This is a genomic window from Curtobacterium sp. MCPF17_018 (genome assembly GCF_003234135.1).
Taxonomy (GTDB): domain Bacteria; phylum Actinomycetota; class Actinomycetes; order Actinomycetales; family Microbacteriaceae; genus Curtobacterium; species Curtobacterium flaccumfaciens.
Window position 1 is genome coordinate 77,963 of record NZ_QKSJ01000001.1, and the last position, 21,627, is coordinate 99,589.

Here is a 21,627-nt window from a genome sequence, read left to right on the forward strand (position 1 = left end):
TGTTCACCTGCCGGTCGTCTGCGGGCCGGATCGTCTGCGCGTGCCCTCCGGAACCACCGCCGCGCTCCTGCGCGCCCGCCCTGCCCACTCGTCTCCCGCGTCCGCGCTCGTCGCACGGGTCGTCGCCGCGCTCGTGCTGCTCGGGGTGGTCGTGATCGGTGTGCTCGCGGGGGCGGCGCCGGCGTCGGCGCACGGCTTCAGCTCGGTCGTGTACGCCGACGTCACGTCCACGGAGCCGACGGTCGTGCAGGCGGAGCTCGGGCTCGAGTACGACCTGATGCTCGTCTCGGTGGCCACGAGCGAGCACGACGACACGCTGCACGAGCAGGGGCAGACGGCCTGGGACGATGGGGACTTCCCGGGGATGGTGACGGCTGCCGAGGCGCACACCGACGCGATCGGGAAGTACGTGTTCGACCGCTTCACGGTGACCGGAGCCGGCGGGCAGGCCTGCACGGGCACGCTCGACGACACCGTCACGGTCGATCTGCAGGACGAGGTGCCGTACGCCCACGTGACCGCGGACTTCACCTGCCCGGAACCCTCGGAGACGCAGTCCGGGCACGTGGTGTCGTCCGAGCTGTTCCCCGACGACGAGACCTTCGTGCGCGACACCAAGACGATCGTCACCTACGACGTCGACGACCGGACCGGTTCGGCCACCCTCGACGCCTCCCAGCGCACGTTCTCGACCGAGCAGTCGGCGGGCGAGCGCTTCTGGGAGTTCTTCCGCCTCGGCGCCGAGCACCTGCTGACCGGGATCGACCACATCCTGTTCCTCGTGGCGCTCATCGCCGGGTCGCGTCGACTGCGCGAGGTCGTCTACACGGCGTCCGCGTTCACGATCGCGCACTCGATCACGTTCATCCTCGCCGCCCTCGGAGTGGTCAGCCCGCCCGCGATCGTCGTGGAACCGCTCATCGCGCTGTCGATCGCCGCGGTCGCCGGCTGGTACCTGTGGCGGCTCTGGCGTCGTCGATCGCGGGCCGACGAGCTGGTGGTCGGTGAGCACGGACACTTCTCGCTCGATCGTGCCGGGTGGACCCGCCTGGCCGTCGTCTTCGCCTTCGGGCTCATCCACGGGCTCGGGTTCGCCGGGGCGCTGGGCATCCACGAGGCGTTCTCGTGGCAGCTGCTCGTCTCGCTCCTGATCTTCAACGTCGGCATCGAGGCCGTGCAGCTCGCGATCATCGTCATCGTGTTCCCGCCGCTCTCACTGCTGCGGCGGAAGGCACACCGGGCGTCGCTCTGGGTGACGGGCGCCGTGACCGCCGGCGTGTTCGTGATGGGGATGATCTGGTTCGTCGAACGGCTGGCGGCGGGCTGACGGTCGCAAGGGAACGTCGACAGGTCGAGCTCGTTCCTGAACAGCGACGAACCGTCACTCAGCGTTCACCAAGACGTTTTGCAGTGCATGCAGAGTCTTCCGTGCTGCACCATCCCACGTCTGAGAAACGGACCCACATGAGTCTCCTGTCCGGCGCCACTACCCGGCGCAGAACCACCACCCTCCGCGTCTGCGGAGCCGTCCTCGGGGCGGCGCTCATCGCCGGTGCCTCGATGGTCGGGACGAACGCCGCCACCGCTGCGACGAACACCCCCACCACCAACATCTCGACCGGTGGCCCGATCCACATCCTGCTCGGCGTCGGCGCGACCGAGAGCCAGCGCATCGCCTCGTGGTACTTCCCCACCAACGTCGCGCAGTCGCTCGAGATCCAGAAGACCGCGTCCATGACGGACGGTGGCTTCACCGACGCCAAGCAGACGATCGCCGCGTCGAAGGCCGCGAACACTGCAGCCGACACGAGCGCGACCGACTCGAACACCAAGAGCATCCCCGGCATCGCCGCCGAGTCGGGCTACATCAACGCCCACGCGACCATCTCGGCCCTCGAGCCGAACACCTCGTACACGTACCACGTCGGTGCGGCGGACGGTTCGGCCTGGTCCGCGTCGTACACCTTCACCACGAAGAGCTTCTCCGGCGACTTCGACTTCCTGTTCTTCGGCGACCCGCAGATCGGATCGTCGGGCTTCACCGACGACGACGGCGCGGGCTGGGCGGACACGCTGAAGTACGCCACGTCGACCGAGCCGGACGCCGAGCTCCTGGTCTCCGGTGGCGACCAGGTCGAGCACGCCAACAACGAGTACGAGTGGGGCGCCTTCGCCGACAGCAGCGACGTGCTGAAGCGCTACCCGTGGGCCTCGACCATCGGCAACCACGACGTGGGCGGCAAGGCCTACGAGCAGCACAACCAGGTGCCGAACTCCCTGAAGGTGCCGGACTTCTACCCGGGCGGCAACACGACCGCGAACTCGGGTGGCGACTACTGGTACATGTACAAGGGCGTCCTGTTCATCGACATCAACTCGAACGCCTACGCGGCCGGTTCGGACGCTGCCCACGTGAACTACGTGCGCGACGTCATCACCCGTCACGGCGACGACGCGAAGTGGACCACGCTGGTCTACCACCACTCGATCTACTCGCCCGCCGACCACGCGAACGACCGTGACAACCAGCAGCGCCGGTTCGACTTCACGCGTTCGTTCTCGGACATGGGCGTCGACCTCGTCCTGCAGGGCCACGACCACTCCTACTCGCGCAGCTACGCGATCAAGAACGGCAAGAAGGCCAACGTCAACGAGCAGCCCGCTGCTCCCGACGTCTTCTCCGGCCCCGGCGGCGTCATCTACATGACGGCGAACTCGGCCTCGGGCTCGAAGTACTACGACCTCACCACCCCGGACGCCACCCAGGGCGGCTACGGCGCGGACCCGCTCGACCCGACGGGTCAGCGCCACTTCGCCAACTCGGTCGAGAACCAGGAGCACGTCCGCACCTTCGTGAAGGTCTCGGTCACCGACGACAAGCTCGCCGTCGAGAACATCCGTGCCAGCGACTGCACCACGCTCAACTCGGCGGTGCAGCACGGCAAGGTCGACAGCTGCGGCGTGACGCTCCAGCCGACGGCCACCGCCGACCCGGCCGCGATCGGTTCGACGGTCGACAAGTTCAACCTGCACGCCACGCTGCCGACGACGACCACCACGCTCTCGGTGTCGGCTGCGACGCAGACGTACCGCACCAAGACGCCCGTCACGGTCACCGCGACCATCGGCGGCGGGGTCGGTGCCCAGCAGGGCACCGTGACCTTCCGTGACGGCAAGACGGTGCTCGGCACAGCTCCGGTGAAGAACGGCACGGCCAGCACCACGCTGCCGAGCGCCCTCGCCATCGGCAAGCACTCGGTGACGGCCTCGTTCGCGAACGCCGACACGACCTACTCGGGCACGGACTCGACGACGGCCAAGGCGACGACGGTGACCGTGTCGAAGGCCCCGTCCCGTGCCGTCCTGAAGTACAGCGGCGGGAAGGCGAGCGTGCAGGTCGGCGCCACCGGCTTCCGTGTCGACGGCACCGTGCGGATCTACGAGGGCTCGAAGCGCCTCGCCGACGTCAAGGTGTCGCACGGCACGAACACCTCGGCGCTCAAGCTGAAGAAGGGCACGCACAAGCTGCACGCCGTTTTCCTCGGCACCTCCGAGATCGCCACGAGCACCAGCCCGACCATCACGGTCGTCATCAAGTAGCACCAGGCACCAGCAAGGGCCCCGCGATCTCCATCGCGGGGCCCTTCGCCGTGTGGCCGGGGGCGGGCGACCGGTCCTACCCGGGACCGGTGCCACACCGGCTGACGGGAGACCCGAACTCCCTACCCGTCCGCTGGTGAGAGCGACCGGTCAACCTGTGGTGAGCATGCGCCAACAGGCCGGGATCGCCTAGACAGCCAGGCCAACTGCCAGGCTTTGAGCGAATGTCCAGACATTCCTAGGTGATCGCTGTGCGGAGGGCCATACTTCGAGCCACTGAGAATGCGCGCTCGTCGCCGACGTCACCCCGCCTCTCCTTGCAGGAAGAGGCCGGACCATGCACGCTCGCCATCTCAGACGCAGTTCCCTCCTGGTCGTGTCGGCGGCCGCCGCCGCCGTGTTGATCACCCTCGGTACCGGTGGTGGGGCATCGGCCGCCACGGTCATCGACGGCCCCGTCAACCTCGGAACGGCCTCGACCTACGGCGTCCTCGGGGCGAGCGCGGTCACGAACACCGGCCCCTCCGTGATCAACGGCGACCTCGGCTTGTCGCCGGGCACGTCCATCACCGGCTTCGGCGGCGCACCCGACGGTGTCGTCAACGGCACCACGCACCAGACCGACGCCGCAGCCGCACAGGCCCAGCGCGACACCACCACCGCGTACAACGTCGCCGCGTCGCTCTCCCCGACCCAGACCGGTCTGACCGAGCTGAACGGCCTCTCGCTCTCACCCGGCGTGTACTCCGGCGGCGCCCTCGCCCTGGCGAACAACGGTGCGCTGACCCTGGCCGGCAGCGCGGACTCCGTGTGGGTGTTCCAGGCCGCGTCGACCCTGACCATCGGGTCCGCCAGCCAGATCGTGATCACCGGCGGTGCCAGCTCGTGCAACGTGTTCTGGCAGGTCGGCAGCTCCGCCACCGTCGGCACCGGCGCCCGGTTCCAGGGCACCGTCCTGGCGCAGCAGTCCGTGACCGCCACCACCGGCGCGACCGTGCAGGGCCGACTGTTGGCCCGCACCGGCGCGGTCACCCTCGACACGAACACGATCACGGCATCGAACGGCTGCCCCGCGCCGGGCACCCCGTCCGAGTCGCCGACCATCACCTCGGGCACCCCGTCCGACGGCACCGTGGACGTGCCCTACTCGTCCACGGTCACCGCGACCGGCACCCCGAACCCGACCTTCACAGCCACGGGCCTGCCCGACGGCCTGACGATCGACAGCACCACCGGCGTCATCTCCGGCACCCCGACCACCCCGGGCACCTCGACCGTGACGATCACCGCGTCGAACGGCACCAGCCCGGACGACACCAGCGTCGTCACGATCACCGTCCGCGCCCCGGCTCCGGTGCCGACCGCGACGCCCACCCCGACGGCACCCGCAGTGGCGCCCACCGACACCCCGAGCGGCCCCGCGACCGCAGGCACCGGCGGTGGTGGCGGCGGAACCGACCAGCCCACCGGTGAGCTCGCGTTCACCGGCTCGGACCCGACCGTCCCGCTGAGCATCGCCGCCGCGCTGCTCGCCGCGGGTGCAACCCTCATGGTCCTGCTGCGTCGTCGCCGTCGCACCGTCGGCCGCATCTGACGAACCCCGAAGGACCCCGTGACCCCGGTCGCGGGGTCCTTCGCCGTTGCCAGCACCCCGCGAGCAGTGCACATCCGGCGACGGTGCGCAGGCGCCTCGACACGTCTACGCTCCACTGCAACGGGGTCAGGGGCGGCCTCGCAAGGGGAGCAGGGGTACGCCATGACGACTCGACGACGCACGGTGGTCGGCATCACGACCGTGTTGACGCTGGTCGGGGTGATCCTCGCACCGACGACCGCGGCCCTGGCAGCACCGGACGACGGCGCGCTCACCGTGATGCTCACCCACCCGGAGAAGCGCCCGCTGCCGATGTCGGGGGTGGTGGTCGACCTGCGGACCCCGGAGGGCGCGACCACGGCCTCTGCCTCGAGCGACGCACGCGGGCGGCTGACGTTCGACGCCGTCCCGTCCGGCACGTGGAGCCTGCACGGCGAGCGCGAGGGCTCGTACGGCTTCGACGACGTGCTCCCCGCCGAGCGCACCGGCATCACGGTCGGCCCCGGAGCGCACGAGACCGTCGTCCTGGTCGTGCGACGCGGCGCATCGATCGGTGGGACCGCACACAACCCGTACGGCGCCGACCTGTCCGGCGCGGCCGTCGTCGTGCGCGGCTGGAACACCGGAACGGTGCGTCGCACCGTCACCGCCCGAGACGGGCACTACTGGGTGCACGGCCTGCCGAGCGACGACTACAGCGTGCAGGTCAACGCGCACGACGAGTCCCTCGACTCGTGGCCGGCGCTGCGCGGTCAGTCGTGGGGGTTCCACCGCGACCCCGGCTCCACCGCGCCGCGCTCCTACGTCCGCGTCGCGAACCAGGCGGGCGGCCGGGCCGAGACCGTGCTGGACGACGTCGGCGCGAGCTCGACCGTCGGGGTCACCCTGTCCGCCATCGTGAACCCGCAGCTCGACACCGACTTCACCGGGGCCACGGTGCACGTGTACGGCGAGTCGATCGGCAGCACCTTCGACACCCGCCTGGTCTACTGGTCGCCGGGGCGCGGCGGCATCTTCGGCGTGGTCCTGAGCCCCGGCCGGTACAAGGTCGAGGTGGTCGGATGGTCACCCAGCCAGAACCGGTACGTCTCCTACTGGTACGGCGGCGAGGGCAACCGCCCGGTCGCCGACCGGGCGTCGTCGCACACCGCGGTCGTGCGGGACGAGAGCCGGACCATCTCGTTCTGGAGCACGCGCTGATCCCCGAACCCGACGCCCGAGACCGTGACGACGCGCTCACCGGATGCGTCTTCGACAACGTGCCACGGGCCTCCCGGCTCGTCGAGGACGACCTGGTCGTGGCGTTGCTGGACGCGAACCCGGTCTCGACCGGGCACAGCCTGGTCGTCCCGAAGCGCCACGTGGTGTCGTGGTTCGACGCCACCGCGGACGAAGTCGCCGCGATGACGCGGCTCGTCCGCGCACTCAAGCTGGTGCTCGACGACCGGTACCGACCTGACGGGTACAACGTCGGGTTCAACGACGGCGCGGCAGCCGGGCAGACGGTGTTCCACGCCCACCTGCACGTGATCCCACGGTACGGCGGCGACGTGCCGGACCCGGCCGGGGGCATCCGGCACACGATCCCGGGCCGGGGCCGCTACCCGACCGGCACCCGCGCGTCGCACCGGTGAGGACCGTCCCGAGGGAACCCTCAGGACACTCCGGCCCCGATGAGGTCGGCGAGCGGGACGTCGTCGCGTGCCACGGCTGCGGCGACCTGGCTCAGGGAGCGCTGGTGTGTGCGGGCGTAGCGACGGATCATGCCGAAGGCCTCCTCGACGTCGACCCCGGCCGCACGTGCGAGGTACCCCTTGGCCTGTTCGATGGCGACCCGGCTGTCGAGCGCACGCTGGAGCTGCTCCGCGGTGAGTGTCGCGTGCTCGAGGGTCCGTTGCTGCAACAGGCTGATGGTCGCGACGTCGGCGAGGGCCTGCGCGGCTCGGGCGTCGGCACCGTTCAGCGCTCCCTCCGTCTCGCGGAACAGGTTCAGCGACCCGACGGTGGTGTCCCGCAGCCGGAGCGGGATGGCGTGGACGCCCGCGTAGCCGCGAGCCCTCGATGCCTCGGCAAACCGGGGCCAGTGCTGCCGCAGGTCGTCGGCGTTCTCCGAGGTCACCAGCCGGCCGGTGGTCACGGCGGTGATGCAGGGCCCCTCACCGGCGTTGAGCTGGAGCAGACCGATGAAGCTGCTGCGCTCGCTCGTCGACGCGACGACGCGCAGCTCGTCCTGCTGGTCGAGCAGGTGGATCGCGCCCGCGGCGGCGTCGAACAACTCCACTGCCCGGTCGACCAGCGTCTGCAGGACGTCGACCACGTCGTAGTCCGCCACCAGGCTGTCGGTGAGGGTCACGAACGTCTCGACCAGTCGTGCTTCGCGTACCTCGGTCATGTGGAGCGGTCCTTCCGTCGAGCAGGCGGGACAACCGTAACCGAGCAGCGGACACGCGGACCTGTGGCTTGCACCCGGGAGCGCGGCGGCTCTAGCGTTGGAGCAGCTGCCCCAGACCCCGGCCGCCGGAACGTTCCGCCATTCCGATGACGACCAGGGAATCCATGACGACGCAGCACGCCGGTACCAGCCCGCAGCGGGAGACCAGCTCGAAACCCCTCGCCAGCGGCTACCGGAAGACCGGCTCTCCGGTCGGACCGCGGACCGGCGGCACCTCGTCCTACTCCGCGCTGCTGGCGCAGGTGAAGGAAGCCGGGCTGCTCGAGCGCCGTCGGGGCTTCTACTGGGCGCTGTTCTCCGCGCTCGTCCTGGCCACGGCCGCGTGCTGGGTCGTGTTCGCGTTCCTCGGTGACTCGTGGTTCCAGCTCATCGTGGCCGGTGCGCTGGGCGTGCTGTTCACGCAGTTCGCGTTCCTGTCGCACGAGGCCGCGCACCGTCAGGTGTTCGAGTCCCAGAAGTGGAACGACCGCGCGGGCCGCTGGCTCGGCACGTTCCTGGTGGGCCTCAGCTACTCGTGGTGGATGAACAAGCACACGCGCCACCACGGCAACCCGAACACCGTCGGCAAGGACCCGGACATCGCGCCGGACGCGATCCGGTTCCTGCCGGAGGACGCCGCCGCCGTGACGAACAGGCCGCTCCGGGTGTTCGTGCAGTACCAGGGCTGGTTGTTCTTCCCGTTGCTCACGCTCGAGGGGATCAACCTGCACCGGGCTGCCGTCGTGTCGGTCCTCCGGGGCACCGGTGGCCGCAGCGACACCCGGGGTCGGGTCCTCGAGGGCATCCTGCTCGTGGCGCGTTTCGCCATCTACCTGACGGTCGTGTTCTGGTTCCTGCCGTTCGGGATGGCGTGTGCGTTCCTCGGGGTGCAGCTGGCCGTGTTCGGCGTGATGATGGGTGCCTCGTTCGCCCCGAACCACAAGGGCATGCCGACCATCGCGCACGACGCGAAGGTCGACTTCTTCTCCCGTCAGGTGCGCACCTCGCGCAACATCCGTGGCGGCTGGTGGGTGTCGTTCCTGATGGGCGGGCTGAACTACCAGGTCGAGCACCACCTGTTCCCGTCGATGCCGCGTCCGGCGCTGAAGCAGGCCCGCCTGCTCGTCCGTGACCACTGCGACACCCTCGACGTGCCCTACACCGAGACGACGCTGCTGCGCTCCTACGGCATCGTCGTCCGCTACCTCAACCGCGTCGGCCTCGCCGCCCGCGACCCCTTCGTCTGCCCCATGGTGACCGAACTCCGGATCCACTGAGCCCCGCCCCGCCCTGCCCCGTGCCGAACCTCCCGAACGACGCCCACCAGCTGCGGGCAGCGGTGGTCGTGAACCCGACCAAGATCGACCAGGCGCGCCTCCGAGCGGTGCTCGCCGCCGAGGAGCGCGTCCACGGATGGGCCGAGTCGCTCTGGTTCGTCACGAGGGCCGACGACGACGGACGGGCTGCCGCACGGGCCGCGCGCGACGCCCGCCCGAGCGTCGTCCTCGTCGCCGGCGGGGACGGCACGCTCCGGGTCGTCGCCGAGGAACTCCGCGGCACCGGGACGCCGGTCGCGCTCGTCCCCAGCGGCACCGGCAACCTGTTCGCACGGAACCTCGGGCTGCCCCTCGGCGACCTGGTGCGCTCCGTCCGTGCGGGCTTCGGCGGGACGGACCGCCCGATCGACGTCGGGCTGGCCGACCTGACCGACCCGTCGGGCACCACGACGTCGCACGCGTTCCTGGTGATGACCGGCATCGGGCTCGATGCGAGCATGGCCGCGGACACGAACGCGTGGGTGAAGAAGCGGTTGGGGTGGGTGGCCTACTCGGATCCCATCGCCCGGTCCGTGATCGGCAACCGGCGGATCCCGGTGCACTACGGGATCGACGACGGCCCGCTCCGCAGCATGAGCGCGCACACGATCATCGTCGGGAACTGCGGCACCCTGACCGCGGGCATCCTGCTGCTCCCCGCTGCCCGCCCGGACGACGGGATCCTCGACGCCGTGGCGTTCCGGCCGGCCGGGTGGTTCGGGTGGACCAAGGTCGGGTACGCCCTGACGCTCAACCGGTTCTTCGCGCGCACCCGGTTCGGGCGGCTCCTGGCCCGGGTGCTGCCGACCTCCCGTGCGCTCCGGTACACCCGGGCACGGACGCTGCGGCTGACCGTCGACACCCCGGAGCGTGTGCAGCTCGACGGTGATGCGTTCGGCGAGGTGGTCGCGGTGTCGCTCACCACGCAGCACCACGGGCTGGTCCTCCGGACGGAACCGGTCTAGCCGGTGCTGCCGAGGTCGGCACCCCGGTGCACGACGTCCTCCGCCATGGCCCGGATCCCGCGGCCCGCACCGGCAGCAGTACGTCGCAGGATCTGGAACGCCTCGTCCATCCGGATGCCCCGTCGGTACGCGAGTGCGCCCTTGGCCTGTTCGAGGAGCACCCGGGCCTCGAGCGCGTCCTCGACCTGTTCCTCGATCGTGGTCGACACCCCGCGGTCGCGCTGTCGGACCAGGGCAGCCGAAGCCGCGTCGGCGAGCAGCTGGAGCAGCACGACGTCCTGGTCGTTGTGCCCGCGGGTGTGGTCGGCGAAGACGCACAGGGAGCCGATGGTCCGGTCCCGCAGACGGATCGGCTCGGCGAACGTGCCCTGCAGCCCCCGTTCGCGCATCGTCGCCGCGAACGTCGGCCACTCCGACTCGTGCGTGGACACGTCGGGCACGTCGATCGTCTTCCCGGTCCGGTAGCAGTCGAGACACGAGCCCTCGTTCGTGCCGAGCTGCGCTTCCTCGGCCTCGCTGCTGCGCTCGCTCGTCGAGGCGATGACCTGCAGTACGCCGTACCGGTCGGCCAGCACGATCCCCGCCTCCGTCGCCGAGGTCCCCTCCACGCACGCCGCGATGACACGGTCCATGGCGTCGAGCACCTCGAGGTCGGTGTCCAGGGCCGGAGTCAACCGATCCGGCAGGTTGATCGCGTCACTGGTCGTCATGCTTCGACGCTACGACCAGACCGATGGCGCACGGCTCAGCCAGTTCGCGTACCGGATCACGGCTCTCGAGTCCGCAAGCAGGCGCGTCCGTCGAAGTGCGGACTGGTGCGACCCCCGGACAGGGGGTCAGGATGACGCATCAGTTGCACAGAGCAACTGGCAGGTGCTTCACCGACAGAGGAGTCGTCATGAAGAAGTCCATCGCAGCCGCGTTCGCCGCGGTCGCCGTCATCACCGCCGGCGTGTTCGCCGCTTCGCCCGCGTCCGCGCTGCCCGTCAGCACGAAGGTCGTCGGCGGCGAGAAGGCCCCCACCACCTCGTGGGCGGTGCAGCTCGAAGCCTCGGGCGGGAGCATCCCCGCAGGCTACGTCAGCAACTGCACCGGCGAGCAGCTCAACGCCTCGTGGATCCTCACCGCCCGGCACTGCATCGACGGCATCGGTGCGATGAACGTGTACCACTCCAACTCCACCGTCAACCGCGGCGCGGCCGTCGCCGTCGACCGGGTCAGCGCATCGCCGGCGGGTGACATCGCGCTCGTGCACCTGCGGACCGCCTACTCGCTGTCCACCTACGCACCCCTCGACCTCACCGTGACGGCCAAGTCGAGCGGCACCGGCACCATCCAGGGCTACGGCCTGCGCGCGAACGCGACACAGTCCGACGGCCTCTACCAGGCCACCGTCTCGCTCACCGGCGCGAGCACCGACGCCTTCAACGGTCGTGCCCAGCACCTCACCGGGGTGACCGGCGCCTCGAACCACGGCGACTCGGGCGGCCCGCTGCTCGTCAACGGCAAGGTCGTCGCCGTCTGCTCCACCGGCGACAGCGCCGACCCGGGTGCGAACACCAGGGCCGGCTCGAACTACGCCCTGCTGTCGCAGGCCTCGTCCTGGATCCGGACCACGGCCGGCGTCTGAGCCACCTGACGGACCGGAGGCGCGGTGCGGGCCCGCACCGCGCCTCCGGTCCGTCCCCACCCGTCTTCCAGGACCCGGTCGCCTGCTCAGCGTCCGTCACCCACCAGCTGAGCGCCCGTGCGGGCGCTGCGACGACAGTGGGGCCATGAGCCAGTACGAGAAGCGCGATCCGAACACCCTCTACCCGGCACCGCCGTACCCGAAGCAGGAGCAGTCGCTGCCGGGCGCCGCGTGGAAGATGGACCCGAAGCCCGACCACGGCGAGGAGAGCTACGTCGGGCTCGGACGCCTGAAGGGGTACCGCGGCATCGTCACCGGTGCCGACTCCGGCATCGGCCGTGCCGCCGCCATCGCGCTGTCGCGCGAAGGAGCGGACCTGGTGCTCTCGTACCTGCCGGACGAGCAGGAGGACGCGGAACAGGTCCGCGACCTGCTCGAGTCAGAAGGCCGTCGGGCCGTGCTGTTCCCCGGGGACATCTCCGACGAGCAGTACTGCACGGATCTGGTGCAGAAGGGCGTCGACGAGTTCGGCGGCCTCGACACCCTGGTCATGGTGGCGGGTCGCATGGAGAGCAACGAGGACATCCTGACGCTCGACACGTCGATGTTCGACTCCACCTTCAAGACCAACATCTACTCGCTGTTCTGGCTGACCAAGGCCGCGGTGCCGCACCTCGAGCCCGGGTCGACCATCGTGACGACCGGTTCGATCCAGGCGTCGACGCCCTCGCCGGACAAGATCGACTACGCCGTGTCGAAGGGCGCGATCAAGCTCTTCACCGAGGCCGTCGCGCAGCAGCTCGCGCCGAAGGGCATCCGTGTGAACTCCGTCGCGCCGGGGCCGGTGTGGACGCCGTTGCAGCCGGGTTCCGACGACGCCGAGACGGTGTCGCACTTCGGCGAGAGCTCGCCGTTCGGCCGCCCCGGGCAGCCCGCCGAGCTCGGCGCCGCCTACGTGCACCTGGTCAGCCCGGAGTCGAGCTACCAGTCCGGGTCGACGATCACGATCGCCGGTGGGACGCCGGCGTTCTGAGGTTCTGGGTTTCGTGTTCTTGCGTTCGAGGAAGGGGACCACGTGTCCGGAGTGACGCACACCGTGCTGGTCGAGTGGGACGGGGAGGACCGGTCGTCCGAGGCATCGGCCCTGTCGCGCGAGCACCTGCCACGGATCGAGGGGGTCGAGTCGGTGCAGTCCGGCACGAGCGTGAGCACGGAGGGACTGGAGGGCGGGTTCCACTGGATGCTCGTCGTCCGGTTCCGCGATCGTGCCGCGCTCGCCGAGTACTTGCCGCACCCGGAGCACCGGCCGGTGGCCGAGTTCATCGGTGCAGCGAGTGCCCGGGGCGTCGTGTTCGACGTCGAGGACGCCGAGCAGCCCGAGGAGCGCCAGGGCATCCGCGTCGGGTGAACCGGCCGGGGCCGTGCAGAGCACCAGGTGCTGGTCTCTCTCGGCCTGGCTGCTCAGCGATCGCGGGCAGGATGGGGCGATGGCCAGCGCTGTCCGTCTCATCCGGTCCGACGTCCTGAGCGACGTGGCGCAGTACGCGTACGCGTCCACCGTGCCGGCTGGGACGCGGCTCGTGTTCCTCGCCGGGGCCTGCCCGCTCGCCCCGGACGGGTCGACCGTCGCGGTCGGGGACCACGCGGGCCAGGCCGCCAGGTGCATCGAGACCATGCAGGAGGCGCTGCGTGCGGCAGGTGCCTCCATCGAGGACGTCGTGAGCACCCGGGTGCTCGTGGCGTCCTCGCGGCAGGCTGATCTCGTCACCGCCTGGCAGGTGGTCCGCGATGCCTTCGGCACTCACGACGTGCCGAGCACTCTGCTCGGGGTCACGGTCCTCGGGTACGACGACCAACTGGTCGAGATCGAAGCCGTCGCGGCTGTCGCCGACTGAAGCCGGCGGGGTCACTGCGGACCCGCACCGCACAACCACAGTGACTTCGCCTCACTCCACCAACGACTGCGTCCCCACCACGATCGCCAGCGCCAGCCGCTCCGCGTCCACCGACCCGGGCACGGCCGTGTACGCCAGGATCCGCAGGTCCTCCGGCCCGACGACCAGGGTGTCGCAGTCGAGCGTGATCAGCCCGACGTCCGGGTGGTCGATCACCTTCCGGCGGGCGGTCTCGCCGAGCGCGGTCGCGCCCGAGTCCCACAGCTCGACGAACCGCGGACTCGCCGCCCGCAGGTCCCGCACGAGCTGCTGCAGCTGGCGGTCGAGCGGGTAGCGGGCCGCGGTCATCCGGAGCCCCGCCACCAGGTTCGCCTCGAACGCCGCCTGCTCCTCGGGCGTGTGCACGGCTCGGCTGCCGGATCCGACCAGGTGCCGCCACGCCGTGTTCCGGTCGTTCCCGCGGAGTGCCCCGATCGGCCCCATCAGCGCGTCGTACGGGGCGTTGGCGACGAGCAGGTTCCCCGCGGCGTCGAGCACCGCGACGGGGGTGTCCGCCAGTCGGTCGAGCAGTCGCTGCACGCTCGGTGGGATCCGCGACGGAACCACATCGGCTCCGGGGACCGCGTGCCCGGCGAGCCGGTAGAGCAGCTCGCGGTCGGCATCGGCGACCCGCAGCGCCCGCGCGAGCGCCTCGACCACCTGGGCGGACGGTGAGGTCGCCCGCCCCTGCTCGAGCCGGGTCAGGTAGTCGGCCGAGATCCCCGCGAGCTGCGCCAGTTCCTCGCGCCGCAGCCCGGCTGCGCGTCGACGCGGCCCGACGACCATGCCGGCAGCGTCGGGGGAGACGTGGTCGCGCAGCCGCCGCAGGGTGTGCCCGAAGTCCGTGTCCGCCATGTCCCCAGTCTGCGCGCGTCGAGCGGTCGAGTCCTGGCCCTGACGGTCCTACGACAACCGGGCGACTCCCTGAGGTCGGCGCCGAGCGTGACGCTGGACCCATGACAACGACACTCATCACCGGGGCCACCCGCGGCCTCGGCAAGGAAACCGCCCGCCAGCTCGTCGAGGCGGGCCACACCGTCTGGATCGGCGCCCGCGACGCCGACCAGGGCGCCGCCGTCGCCACCGAGGTCGGCGCCCGCTCCGTCCAGCTCGACGTCCGCGACGACGACTCGGTCGCCGCGGCCTTCGCCCACGTCGACGCGAACGGCGGCCTCGACGTCCTGGTCAACAACGCCGGCATCGCCGTCTGGGGACAGAGCGGCCCCGAGGCACTCGCCGTCTTCGACACGAACGCCGTCGGCACCATCCGCGCGACCGAGGCCGCGCTGCCGCTCCTGCGTCGCTCCGCGAACCCGATCGTGGTGAACCTGTCGAGCGCGCTCGGATCCTTCACCGCCACCCACGACCCGTCGAAGCCGGCGTTCACCGTGCCGGCCGTGGTCTACGGCGCGTCCAAGGCGGCCGTCTCGATGCTGACGGTGCAGTACGCCCGCGTCGTGCCCGAGGTGCACTTCGTCGCGATCGAGCCCGGCTACACGGCCACCGAGTTCGGTGGCATGCCGAACCCGCACGGTCGCCCTGTCGAGGTCAGCGCCGCGACGATCGCGGCCGCCGCGAACGCGGGCCCGGAGGGCCCGACCGGTGTGTTCCTGGAGGACGGCCAGCCGCTCGGGTGGTGACGCCGTGACGGCCAGGAGGCCCGTGGCGGCGCCGCCACGGGCCTCCTGGCCGTCGTCCGGTCGCGTCTACAGCAGCTGGCGCGCGTTGGTGGACGCGAGGTCCAGCAGCTCGTCGCCGCGGCCCGACAGCACCGTGCGGATGGCGTAGAGCGTGAAGCCCTTCGCCTGCTCCAGGGTGACCGCCGGGGGCATGGACAGTTCCTGGCGGTTCGCGCGGACCGACACGAGCGCGGGGCCGTCGTGCGCGAGCGCGGCGGCCATCGCGTCCTCGAAGTCGTCGGACACGTCGACGTGGAACCCCTTGATGCCGATCGCCTCGGCGACGGCGGCGAAGTCCGGGTTCTGCAGCTCGGTGCCGTAGTTCACGAAGCCGGCGGCCTTCATCTCGAGCTCGACGAAGTTGAGCGACGAGTTGTCGAACACGACGATCTTCACCGGGAGCTTGTTCTGCACGATCGTGATGAGCTCACCGAGGAGCATCGTCAGCCCGCCGTCACCGGCAAGAGCGATCACCTGCCGGTCCGGGTACGCCGTCTGCGCACCGATCGCCTGCGGGACGGCGTTCGCCATCGTGCCGTGCACGAACGAGCCGATCAGTCGGCGCTTGCCGTTCATGGTGAGGTAGCGCGAGGCCCAGACGACGGGGGAGCCGACGTCGGGGATGAAGACGGCGTCCTCGGCGGCGAGCCGGTCCAGCACCCGGGTGACGTACTGCGGGTGCAGCGGCTTCTTCCTGCCGGCGGGCACGGCCAGGTCGTCGAGCTTCTCGCGGGTCTTCCGGTAGCGCCCGAGCGAGTCCTCCAGGTGCTTCGTCGGGTGCGAGCCGGTCAGCAGCGGGAGGAGCGCGAGGGCGGTGTCCTTGACGGTGCCGACCAGCCCGATGTCGACGGGGTGCCGCCGGCCGAGCTGCGAGCCTCGGATGTCGACCTGCACGTGCTTCGCCTCGGCCGGGAAGAACTGCTGGTACGGGAAGTCCGTGCCGAGCATGAGCACGACGTCGGCGTCCTCCATCGCGCGGTACCCGGACGCGAAGCCGAGCAGCCCCGTCATGCCGACGTCGTACGGGTTGTCGTACTCGATGTGCTCCTTGCCGCGCAGCGCGTGCACGATCGGGGCCTGCAGTCGCTCGGCCAGGGCGACGACCTCGTCGTGGGCGTCCGCGACGCCGGCTCCGGCCAGGATCGTGATCCGGTCGGCACCGTTCAGCAGGTCGGCGGTGCGCTGCAGCTCGGCCTCGCTCGGCACGATGCGCGGGGTGGCCCGCTCGATGCGAGTGGCGCGGTCGTCCTTCGCCTCGGCGAGCAGGACGTCGCCCGGGATCACGAGGACCGCGACGCCGCGCTTCTCGATCGCCTCGCGCATCGCGATCTCGAGCAGGCGGGGCATCTGCACCGGGTCGGCGACGTACTCGACGTAGACGGAGCACTCACGGAACAGCTCCTGCGGGTGGGTCTCCTGGAAGTAGCCGGAGCCGATCTCCGCCGTGGGGATGTGCGCCGCGATCGCCAGCACGGGCACCCGCGAACGGTTCGCGTCGTACAGGCCGTTGACCAGGTGCAGGTTGCCGGGCCCGCAGCTGCCGGCGCAGACGGTCAGGTCACCGGTCAGGGCGGCCTCGGCAGAGGCGGCGAACGCGGCTGCCTCCTCGTGACGGACGTGCTCCCACCGGATCGTGCCGTCCTTGCGCAGGGCGTCGGTGAAGCCGTTCAGGGAGTCCCCGGGCAGACCGTAGACCCGGTGGATGTCGTTGGCCCGGAGGGTGGCGACGATGTTCTCGGCAACGGTTGGCATGTGCCCTGTCTACTCGCGACCGCTGCGCTGAACGCTTTCGGATCATCGTGAGGCCCGCTCGCCCCTGCCTGTCGAGCTTGGGCTGCGACGATGACCGGATGACCGACGACGCGCCGCTCCTCCGTCCCCGCCGACGGGAGCCAGCCACGTATGGGATCCTGGAGCGCTCGCCGTACCCGCTCGTCTCGGTGGCGATCGCCGTCATCGCGGTCGTCGTCATCACCATCGTCGGGTTCACCCTCGGCACGGTGGACCTCGGGCTGTCGAAGGCCCTCAACGCGCTGCACACCGGGTTCGTCGGGGCGTTCAGCACGGCGGTCTACCACGTGATCAGTCCGGCACCGGCGATCGGGATCACGGTCGTCGTCGTCGCCGTGGTCTGGTGGCGCACGCGAGACCTGCGACCCGCCCTGGCGTTCGGCGGCACCATCGCGATCACGTGGGTGCCGTCCGCGATCGTGAAGGAGATCGTGCACCGCGCCCGGCCCGACGTCGCCGTGCTGCCGCACCCGTTCCCCGTGCAGCCCGACCCCGGGTACCCGAGCGGGCACACCGTCTACATCACGGCGTTCGTCATCGCCCTGATCTGGCTGCTCCGCGAGACCCGGTGGCACCGGCTCGCGCTGACGCTCGGGGTCGTGGCCATCGTGGTCGTGTTCTTCGCGGTGTCGATCGACGCGGTCCACTACCCGACCGACGCTGCCGCCTCGATCCTGTGGGCACTGGCCGTGGCGCCGGGGGTCCGGGTGGTGTGGGTCGACTGGCTCATGCCGCGGGTGCCGTTCCTGCGGCCGGGGCGGGGCTGACGCCGGGGGTCCGGGGTGGGCTGGTCCGGGTGGGCCAGCGGGTGGTGCCGTTCCGGGTCAGCGGAGCGTGCTGGTCCGGCCCCGCGCGGCGAGCAGCGCCACGACGGCCACCACGGCCGCGGCGAGCATCACGATCGCCAGCGGCGCCGCGGTGTCCGAGCCGCCGATGCTGACGAGCGGGGACACGAGCGCCGCGAGCCCGAACTGCAGGGCACCGAGCACGGCCGAGGCGCTGCCAGCGGCCGACGGCACGGCACCGAGAGCGAGTGCCGTGGCGTTGCCGAGCACCAGGCCGAGCGAACCGACCGCGGTGAACAGCGGCACGGCGAGCCAGATGACCGGCGCCCCGGAGACGACGAGCAGCGCGAACGCCACGGTCGACGCGAGCACCAGCACGATGCCGAGCGACAGCACGCCCGTCACCGAACGGGTCGCGGTGAGCTTGGCGGACAGGATGCTGACGCCCATGAGCGCCAGGGCGTTCAGCCCGAAGGCCAGGCCGTAGCCGACCGTGCCGAAGCCGATCATGTCCTGGTACAGGAACGGCGACGCGGAGATGTAGGCCATCATCACGGCGAACGCGAAGCCGAACACCGCGGTGTAGCCGAGGAACGTGCGGGAGCGCAGGGCACGCAGGGCCGAGCCGGAGCCACGGCGTTCCGCACGCAGGGCGTCGCGGTGTTCCTTCAGGTGGGTCTCGCGGATCACGGCGAGGACCGCGATGAGCATGACGACCGACAGGCCGAGCACGATCGAGAGCAGGCCGCGCCAGCCGATCGGGCCGGTGAGCAGGCCGCCGAGCAGCGGTGCGACGACCGGGGCGACCCCGCCGACGATCATCATGAGCGAGAACGCGCGGGCTGCGGACTTGCCGGTCGCCAGGTCGGAGATGACCGCACGGCTGATCACCATGCCGGCCGCGCCGCCGAGGCCCTGCAGCAGGCGGGCCGCGATGAGCACGCCGATGTTCGGCGCGAGCACCGCGGCGATGCTGGCGAGCACGCACACCGCGGCACCGGCGATGAGCGGCGGCACGCGGCCGAACCGGTCGGACAGCGGACCGAACACGAGCTGGCCCGCGGTCACGCCCACCAGGAACGCGGTGAGGGTGAGTTGGACGGCGGTCGCGCTCGCCCCGAGCTCGGTGGTCATCTGCGGGAACGCCGGCAGGTACAGGTCGGTGGCGAAGGGGGCGACGGCACTGAGCAGGCCGAGCACCAGGAGCAGCGCGGTCGTGATGCCCTGCTGCTTGGTCGTGGGTGTCGCGATCGTCGCGCGGATGGTTCCGGTGTCCGTGGTCATGGTTATGAAAGCATAACTCATCGCCGGAGATCGGTACAGTACGGTCATGCACTCCGCCGTGTCCGACCACGTCCTCGCCGAGTTCGCGGACGTCCTGCTCCGGATCGCGCGTGACATCGATCCACACGGCTCCGAGACCCTCGACATCGTGCCGCTGACCGGCACCGAAGCGCTCGTGATGCGCTGGATCAACCGCAATCCCGGCACCTCGCCCAGTGCCACCGCCGAGGCGACCGCCCTGCAGCGCAGCAACCTCAGCGTCGCACTCCGGTCGCTCGTGTCGAAGGGCATGGTCGAGCGGCGCCAGGACCCGGCGGACGCCCGGACCGTGCAGCTGCACTCGACCGCCCTGGCCCAGGAGAGCGTCGACCGGCTCCACCGGCACTGGTCCGGCAAGCTCCGCACGGCCCTCGGCGGCGACGAACGGGGTGCGGTCGAGGCGCTGGAGCTGCTGCAGCGGATCGACGACGGGCTCCGCGCGGGCTAGGCGACGGCGTCCGCGGCGGCGTCGGCGGCAGCAGCTGCGTCGTCGGCAGCGGTGTCGGCATCGTCGGCCGCCTCGTCCTGGATCGGCAGCAGGCGACGCGCTCCGTGCCCCTCGTCGCCCAGGGCATCGCCCGGGTTCACCACCGAGCAGGCCCCGAGCGAGACGCACCCGCAGCCGATGCACTGCGTCATCTCCTGCTGCAGGCGCTCGAGCTCGAGCTGGCGGGCCCGCAGCCGTGCGCGCCACCGTTCGTTCAACCGGTTCCAGTCGCGCAGCGAGGGCATGCGGTCGGCGGGCAGCGCCTCGAACTGCTCGGCGACCTCGCTGAGCGGGATGCCGAGGCGTTTGGCCACCTGGATGATCGCGATCCGCCGTTCGACGTGCCGCGGGTACATCCGCGTGCCGCCGTCAGTGCGCTCCGGGTGGATCAGGCCCTTGCGCTCGTAAAAGTGCAGGGCCGAGGCGGCGACCCCCGTGCGGCGGACGATCTCGCCGATGGGCAGCAGGTCGGTCGGCCGCGGCGCCGAGATCTCGACCATGGTGGAGATTCTACTGCTGGAACGACTCCCAGAGCAGGAACCCGGTGAACAGCACGAACGGCGTGCAGGCGACCACGTTGAGCCAGCGGTGCTCGACGATCACCGCGGCGAACTCCCGCAGGAACGCACTCGGCACGTAGTAGGCCGCCGTGCGAGCACCGACGACCTGGGCGGGCAGGTCGAGGCGACGGGCCAGGGTCGCGGCCCGCAGCACGTGGTAGTTGTTCGTGACCACGACCATCTGGCCGTCCCGGCCGGCGGCCGTCTGCACGTCCCGCGAGAACCGGAGGTTCTCACGGGTGTTGCGCGACGCGGTTTCCGCGACGACGTCGTCCGGGTCGGCACCGTGCGCCACCAGGTACTCGGCCATCGCGGTGCCCTCGGGGCGGGGTTCGTCGTCGCCCTGTCCGCCGGACGGCACGAGGAGCGGGCGGCGTCCGGCCGCCCGTTCGGCCCGGTAGACGCCGAGCGCCCGGTCGAGCCGGCTCTGCAGCAGGGGCGGGACCTCCCCGTGCACGAGCCCGGAGCCGAGGGCCACGATCGTGTCGGGGACGATGCCGTGCCGCGTCCGCCCGTAGACCACGGAGTACAGGGCGAACGCGACCAGCGACAGCGCGAAGTACCCGCAGACGAACACCATCAGCACGGCGATCGCGATCTTCGTGCCGTCCCACAGTGTGAAGCCCTCGCCGCTGCCCGAGACGAGCAGGGCGATGGCGACCGCCGGCAGCACGAACACCGCCACCCCGGCAGCGAGCGACAGCAGGTTGCCGACGCTGCGCCCCTCGGCCCGGAGCATCTGCAGGCCGTTCGCGACCAGGGCGACCCCGAGCACCACGACGGCCAGCGGCACGAGCAGCAGCACCACGGCGACGAGCAGGCTGAACCCGGGGACCACCCTGGTCAGCACGGCCACGACCGTCGCGAGCCCGAACAGCACGGCCGCCGTCAGGAACACCCCGTTGCGGAGCATCCGCGGGTCACGTCGCCGCCCCAGGACGTACAGCACCAGGAACAGCAGGGCGAAGACCGGAGCGGCGCCCAGCCCGAGCACCGTCAGCCGACCGCGCGACGGATCAGGTCGGCCACCCGTGCCTCGTCGGCCTCGGAGAACTCGGGGCTGATCGCCCACGACGTCGGCCAGAACGTGCCGTCGTCGAGCGCGGCCGAGTCCTGGAACCCGAGCGTCGCGTAGCGGGCCTTGAACTTCGCGGCGTCCTGGAAGAAGAACACCGCCTTGCCGTCCCGTGCGTAGGCGGGCATGCCGTACCAGAGCTTCGGCGCGAGCTCGGGCGCGACCTCGAGCGCGATGCGGTGGATGCGCTCCGCCAGCCCCCGGTCCGACTGGGACATCTCGGCGATCTTCGCCTCGACCGCAGCCGCGTCGGCCGCTGCCTTCTCGGCCTTGGTGCCCCTCGTGCCGCGGGCGCGCTTGACCTCCGCGGCGTGCTCCTGCATCGCCGCACGCTCCTCGTCGGTGAAGGTGGTCTCGGTCTTCGTCGTCCGTGCCATCGTCGTCTCCTCGTGGTCTCGTGCACCCATCATGGGTCCGCGAAGCGAAGCATGCGAGGCCGGGGCCCGATCGAGTGCCA

The 21,627-nt window shown here is 71.0% G+C and carries 22 protein-coding genes; 14 read left to right on the top strand and 8 right to left on the bottom strand.

Going from position 1 to position 21,627, the window contains the following annotated elements:
- The first annotated feature begins 40 nt into the window (after window positions 1-40).
- The 5 genes from DEJ27_RS00355 (at window position 41) to DEJ27_RS00375 (ending at window position 6,828) form a co-directional block, all read left to right on the top strand.
- A complete protein-coding gene (locus DEJ27_RS00355; RefSeq protein WP_110858559.1) occupies window positions 41-1,327 on the top strand; it encodes a HupE/UreJ family protein in 1,287 nt (428 codons plus the stop codon).
- A gap of 137 nt (window positions 1,328-1,464) precedes the next feature.
- A complete protein-coding gene (locus tag DEJ27_RS00360; protein ID WP_111090111.1) occupies window positions 1,465-3,600 on the top strand; it encodes an Ig-like domain repeat protein in 2,136 nt (711 codons plus the stop codon).
- Between the two features lie 337 nt (window positions 3,601-3,937).
- Window positions 3,938-5,194 (top strand): ice-binding family protein, encoded by a 1,257-nt coding sequence (locus DEJ27_RS00365; RefSeq protein ID WP_111090112.1) that lies wholly within the window; start codon window positions 3,938-3,940, stop codon window positions 5,192-5,194.
- A 162-nt stretch (window positions 5,195-5,356) separates the two neighbouring features.
- Window positions 5,357-6,394, top strand: coding sequence for a carboxypeptidase-like regulatory domain-containing protein (locus DEJ27_RS17900; RefSeq protein WP_110858561.1), 1,038 nt, complete (start codon window positions 5,357-5,359; stop codon window positions 6,392-6,394).
- 59 nt (window positions 6,395-6,453) lie between these two features.
- A complete protein-coding gene (locus DEJ27_RS00375) occupies window positions 6,454-6,828 on the top strand; it encodes an HIT family protein (protein ID WP_220032908.1) in 375 nt (124 codons plus the stop codon).
- A 20-nt stretch (window positions 6,829-6,848) separates the two neighbouring features.
- On the opposite strand, the gene DEJ27_RS00380 is transcribed toward DEJ27_RS00375, so the two are convergent.
- Entirely contained in the window at window positions 6,849-7,586 is a 738-nt protein-coding gene (locus tag DEJ27_RS00380) for a GAF and ANTAR domain-containing protein (protein ID WP_110858563.1), read from the bottom strand.
- Window positions 7,587-7,750: 164 nt separating this feature from the next.
- On the opposite strand from DEJ27_RS00380, the gene DEJ27_RS00385 reads away from it, so the two are divergent.
- Together DEJ27_RS00385 and DEJ27_RS00390 are read left to right on the top strand one after the other, a co-directional pair.
- Window positions 7,751-8,902, top strand: coding sequence for an acyl-CoA desaturase (locus tag DEJ27_RS00385; RefSeq protein ID WP_111090113.1), 1,152 nt, complete (start codon window positions 7,751-7,753; stop codon window positions 8,900-8,902).
- Between the two features lie 20 nt (window positions 8,903-8,922).
- Entirely contained in the window at window positions 8,923-9,906 is a 984-nt protein-coding gene (locus DEJ27_RS00390) for a diacylglycerol kinase family protein (RefSeq protein WP_110858565.1), read from the top strand.
- Here the strand turns inward: DEJ27_RS00390 and DEJ27_RS00395 are convergent.
- Complete coding sequence (locus DEJ27_RS00395; protein WP_110858566.1) at window positions 9,903-10,616, bottom strand: GAF and ANTAR domain-containing protein; 714 nt, start codon at window positions 10,614-10,616, stop codon at window positions 9,903-9,905. The genes DEJ27_RS00390 and DEJ27_RS00395 overlap by 4 nt on opposite strands.
- 188 nt (window positions 10,617-10,804) lie before the next feature.
- Between DEJ27_RS00395 and DEJ27_RS00400 the strand changes: the two genes are divergently transcribed.
- From DEJ27_RS00400 to DEJ27_RS00420, 4 genes are all read left to right on the top strand, one after another.
- Window positions 10,805-11,536 (top strand): trypsin-like serine protease, encoded by a 732-nt coding sequence (locus DEJ27_RS00400; RefSeq protein WP_111090114.1) that lies wholly within the window; start codon window positions 10,805-10,807, stop codon window positions 11,534-11,536.
- Between the two features lie 145 nt (window positions 11,537-11,681).
- Window positions 11,682-12,569 (top strand): SDR family oxidoreductase, encoded by an 888-nt coding sequence (locus DEJ27_RS00405; RefSeq protein ID WP_110858568.1) that lies wholly within the window; start codon window positions 11,682-11,684, stop codon window positions 12,567-12,569.
- A 42-nt stretch (window positions 12,570-12,611) separates the two neighbouring features.
- Window positions 12,612-12,944 (top strand): Dabb family protein, encoded by a 333-nt coding sequence (locus DEJ27_RS00410; protein ID WP_110858569.1) that lies wholly within the window; start codon window positions 12,612-12,614, stop codon window positions 12,942-12,944.
- Window positions 12,945-13,023: 79 nt separating this feature from the next.
- Window positions 13,024-13,431, top strand: a complete 408-nt coding sequence (locus DEJ27_RS00420; RefSeq protein WP_110858570.1) for a RidA family protein — start codon at window positions 13,024-13,026, stop codon at window positions 13,429-13,431.
- Window positions 13,432-13,482: 51 nt separating this feature from the next.
- Here the strand turns inward: DEJ27_RS00420 and DEJ27_RS00425 are convergent, their stop codons facing one another.
- On the bottom strand, window positions 13,483-14,325 hold the full coding sequence (locus DEJ27_RS00425) for a helix-turn-helix transcriptional regulator (protein WP_110858571.1): 843 nt from the start codon (window positions 14,323-14,325) through the stop codon (window positions 13,483-13,485).
- A gap of 101 nt (window positions 14,326-14,426) precedes the next feature.
- Between DEJ27_RS00425 and DEJ27_RS00430 the strand changes: the two genes are divergently transcribed.
- On the top strand, window positions 14,427-15,110 hold the full coding sequence (locus DEJ27_RS00430) for an SDR family NAD(P)-dependent oxidoreductase (RefSeq protein WP_110858572.1): 684 nt from the start codon (window positions 14,427-14,429) through the stop codon (window positions 15,108-15,110).
- A 66-nt stretch (window positions 15,111-15,176) separates the two neighbouring features.
- Here DEJ27_RS00430 and poxB read toward each other — a convergent pair whose 3' ends face one another.
- Window positions 15,177-16,901, bottom strand: coding sequence for a ubiquinone-dependent pyruvate dehydrogenase (poxB, locus tag DEJ27_RS00435; protein WP_110858573.1), 1,725 nt, complete (start codon window positions 16,899-16,901; stop codon window positions 15,177-15,179).
- Between the two features lie 98 nt (window positions 16,902-16,999).
- On the opposite strand from poxB, the gene DEJ27_RS00440 reads away from it, so the two are divergent.
- On the top strand, window positions 17,000-17,707 hold the full coding sequence (locus tag DEJ27_RS00440) for a phosphatase PAP2 family protein (RefSeq protein WP_110858574.1): 708 nt from the start codon (window positions 17,000-17,002) through the stop codon (window positions 17,705-17,707).
- A gap of 57 nt (window positions 17,708-17,764) precedes the next feature.
- Here DEJ27_RS00440 and DEJ27_RS00445 read toward each other — a convergent pair whose 3' ends face one another.
- Window positions 17,765-19,009, bottom strand: coding sequence for a multidrug effflux MFS transporter (locus DEJ27_RS00445; protein WP_111032645.1), 1,245 nt, complete (start codon window positions 19,007-19,009; stop codon window positions 17,765-17,767).
- Window positions 19,010-19,055: 46 nt separating this feature from the next.
- On the opposite strand from DEJ27_RS00445, the gene DEJ27_RS00450 reads away from it, so the two are divergent.
- Window positions 19,056-19,496, top strand: coding sequence for a MarR family winged helix-turn-helix transcriptional regulator (locus DEJ27_RS00450; RefSeq protein WP_258369754.1), 441 nt, complete (start codon window positions 19,056-19,058; stop codon window positions 19,494-19,496).
- Here DEJ27_RS00450 and soxR read toward each other — a convergent pair.
- From soxR to DEJ27_RS00465, 3 genes are read right to left on the bottom strand one after another with little or no spacing between them, the layout of a single operon-like run.
- On the bottom strand, window positions 19,493-20,035 hold the full coding sequence (gene soxR, locus DEJ27_RS00455) for a redox-sensitive transcriptional activator SoxR (RefSeq protein ID WP_110858576.1): 543 nt from the start codon (window positions 20,033-20,035) through the stop codon (window positions 19,493-19,495). The two genes, DEJ27_RS00450 and soxR, sit on opposite strands and share 4 nt — an antisense overlap.
- A 10-nt stretch (window positions 20,036-20,045) precedes the next feature.
- Window positions 20,046-21,089 carry a YdcF family protein gene (locus tag DEJ27_RS00460; RefSeq protein WP_258369755.1) on the bottom strand — a complete coding sequence of 348 codons (1,044 nt, stop codon included), beginning with the start codon at window positions 21,087-21,089 and terminating at the stop codon, window positions 20,046-20,048.
- A 2-nt stretch (window positions 21,090-21,091) separates the two neighbouring features.
- A complete protein-coding gene (locus DEJ27_RS00465) occupies window positions 21,092-21,547 on the bottom strand; it encodes an iron chaperone (RefSeq protein ID WP_220032909.1) in 456 nt (151 codons plus the stop codon).
- Between the last annotated feature and the right edge of the window lie 80 nt (window positions 21,548-21,627).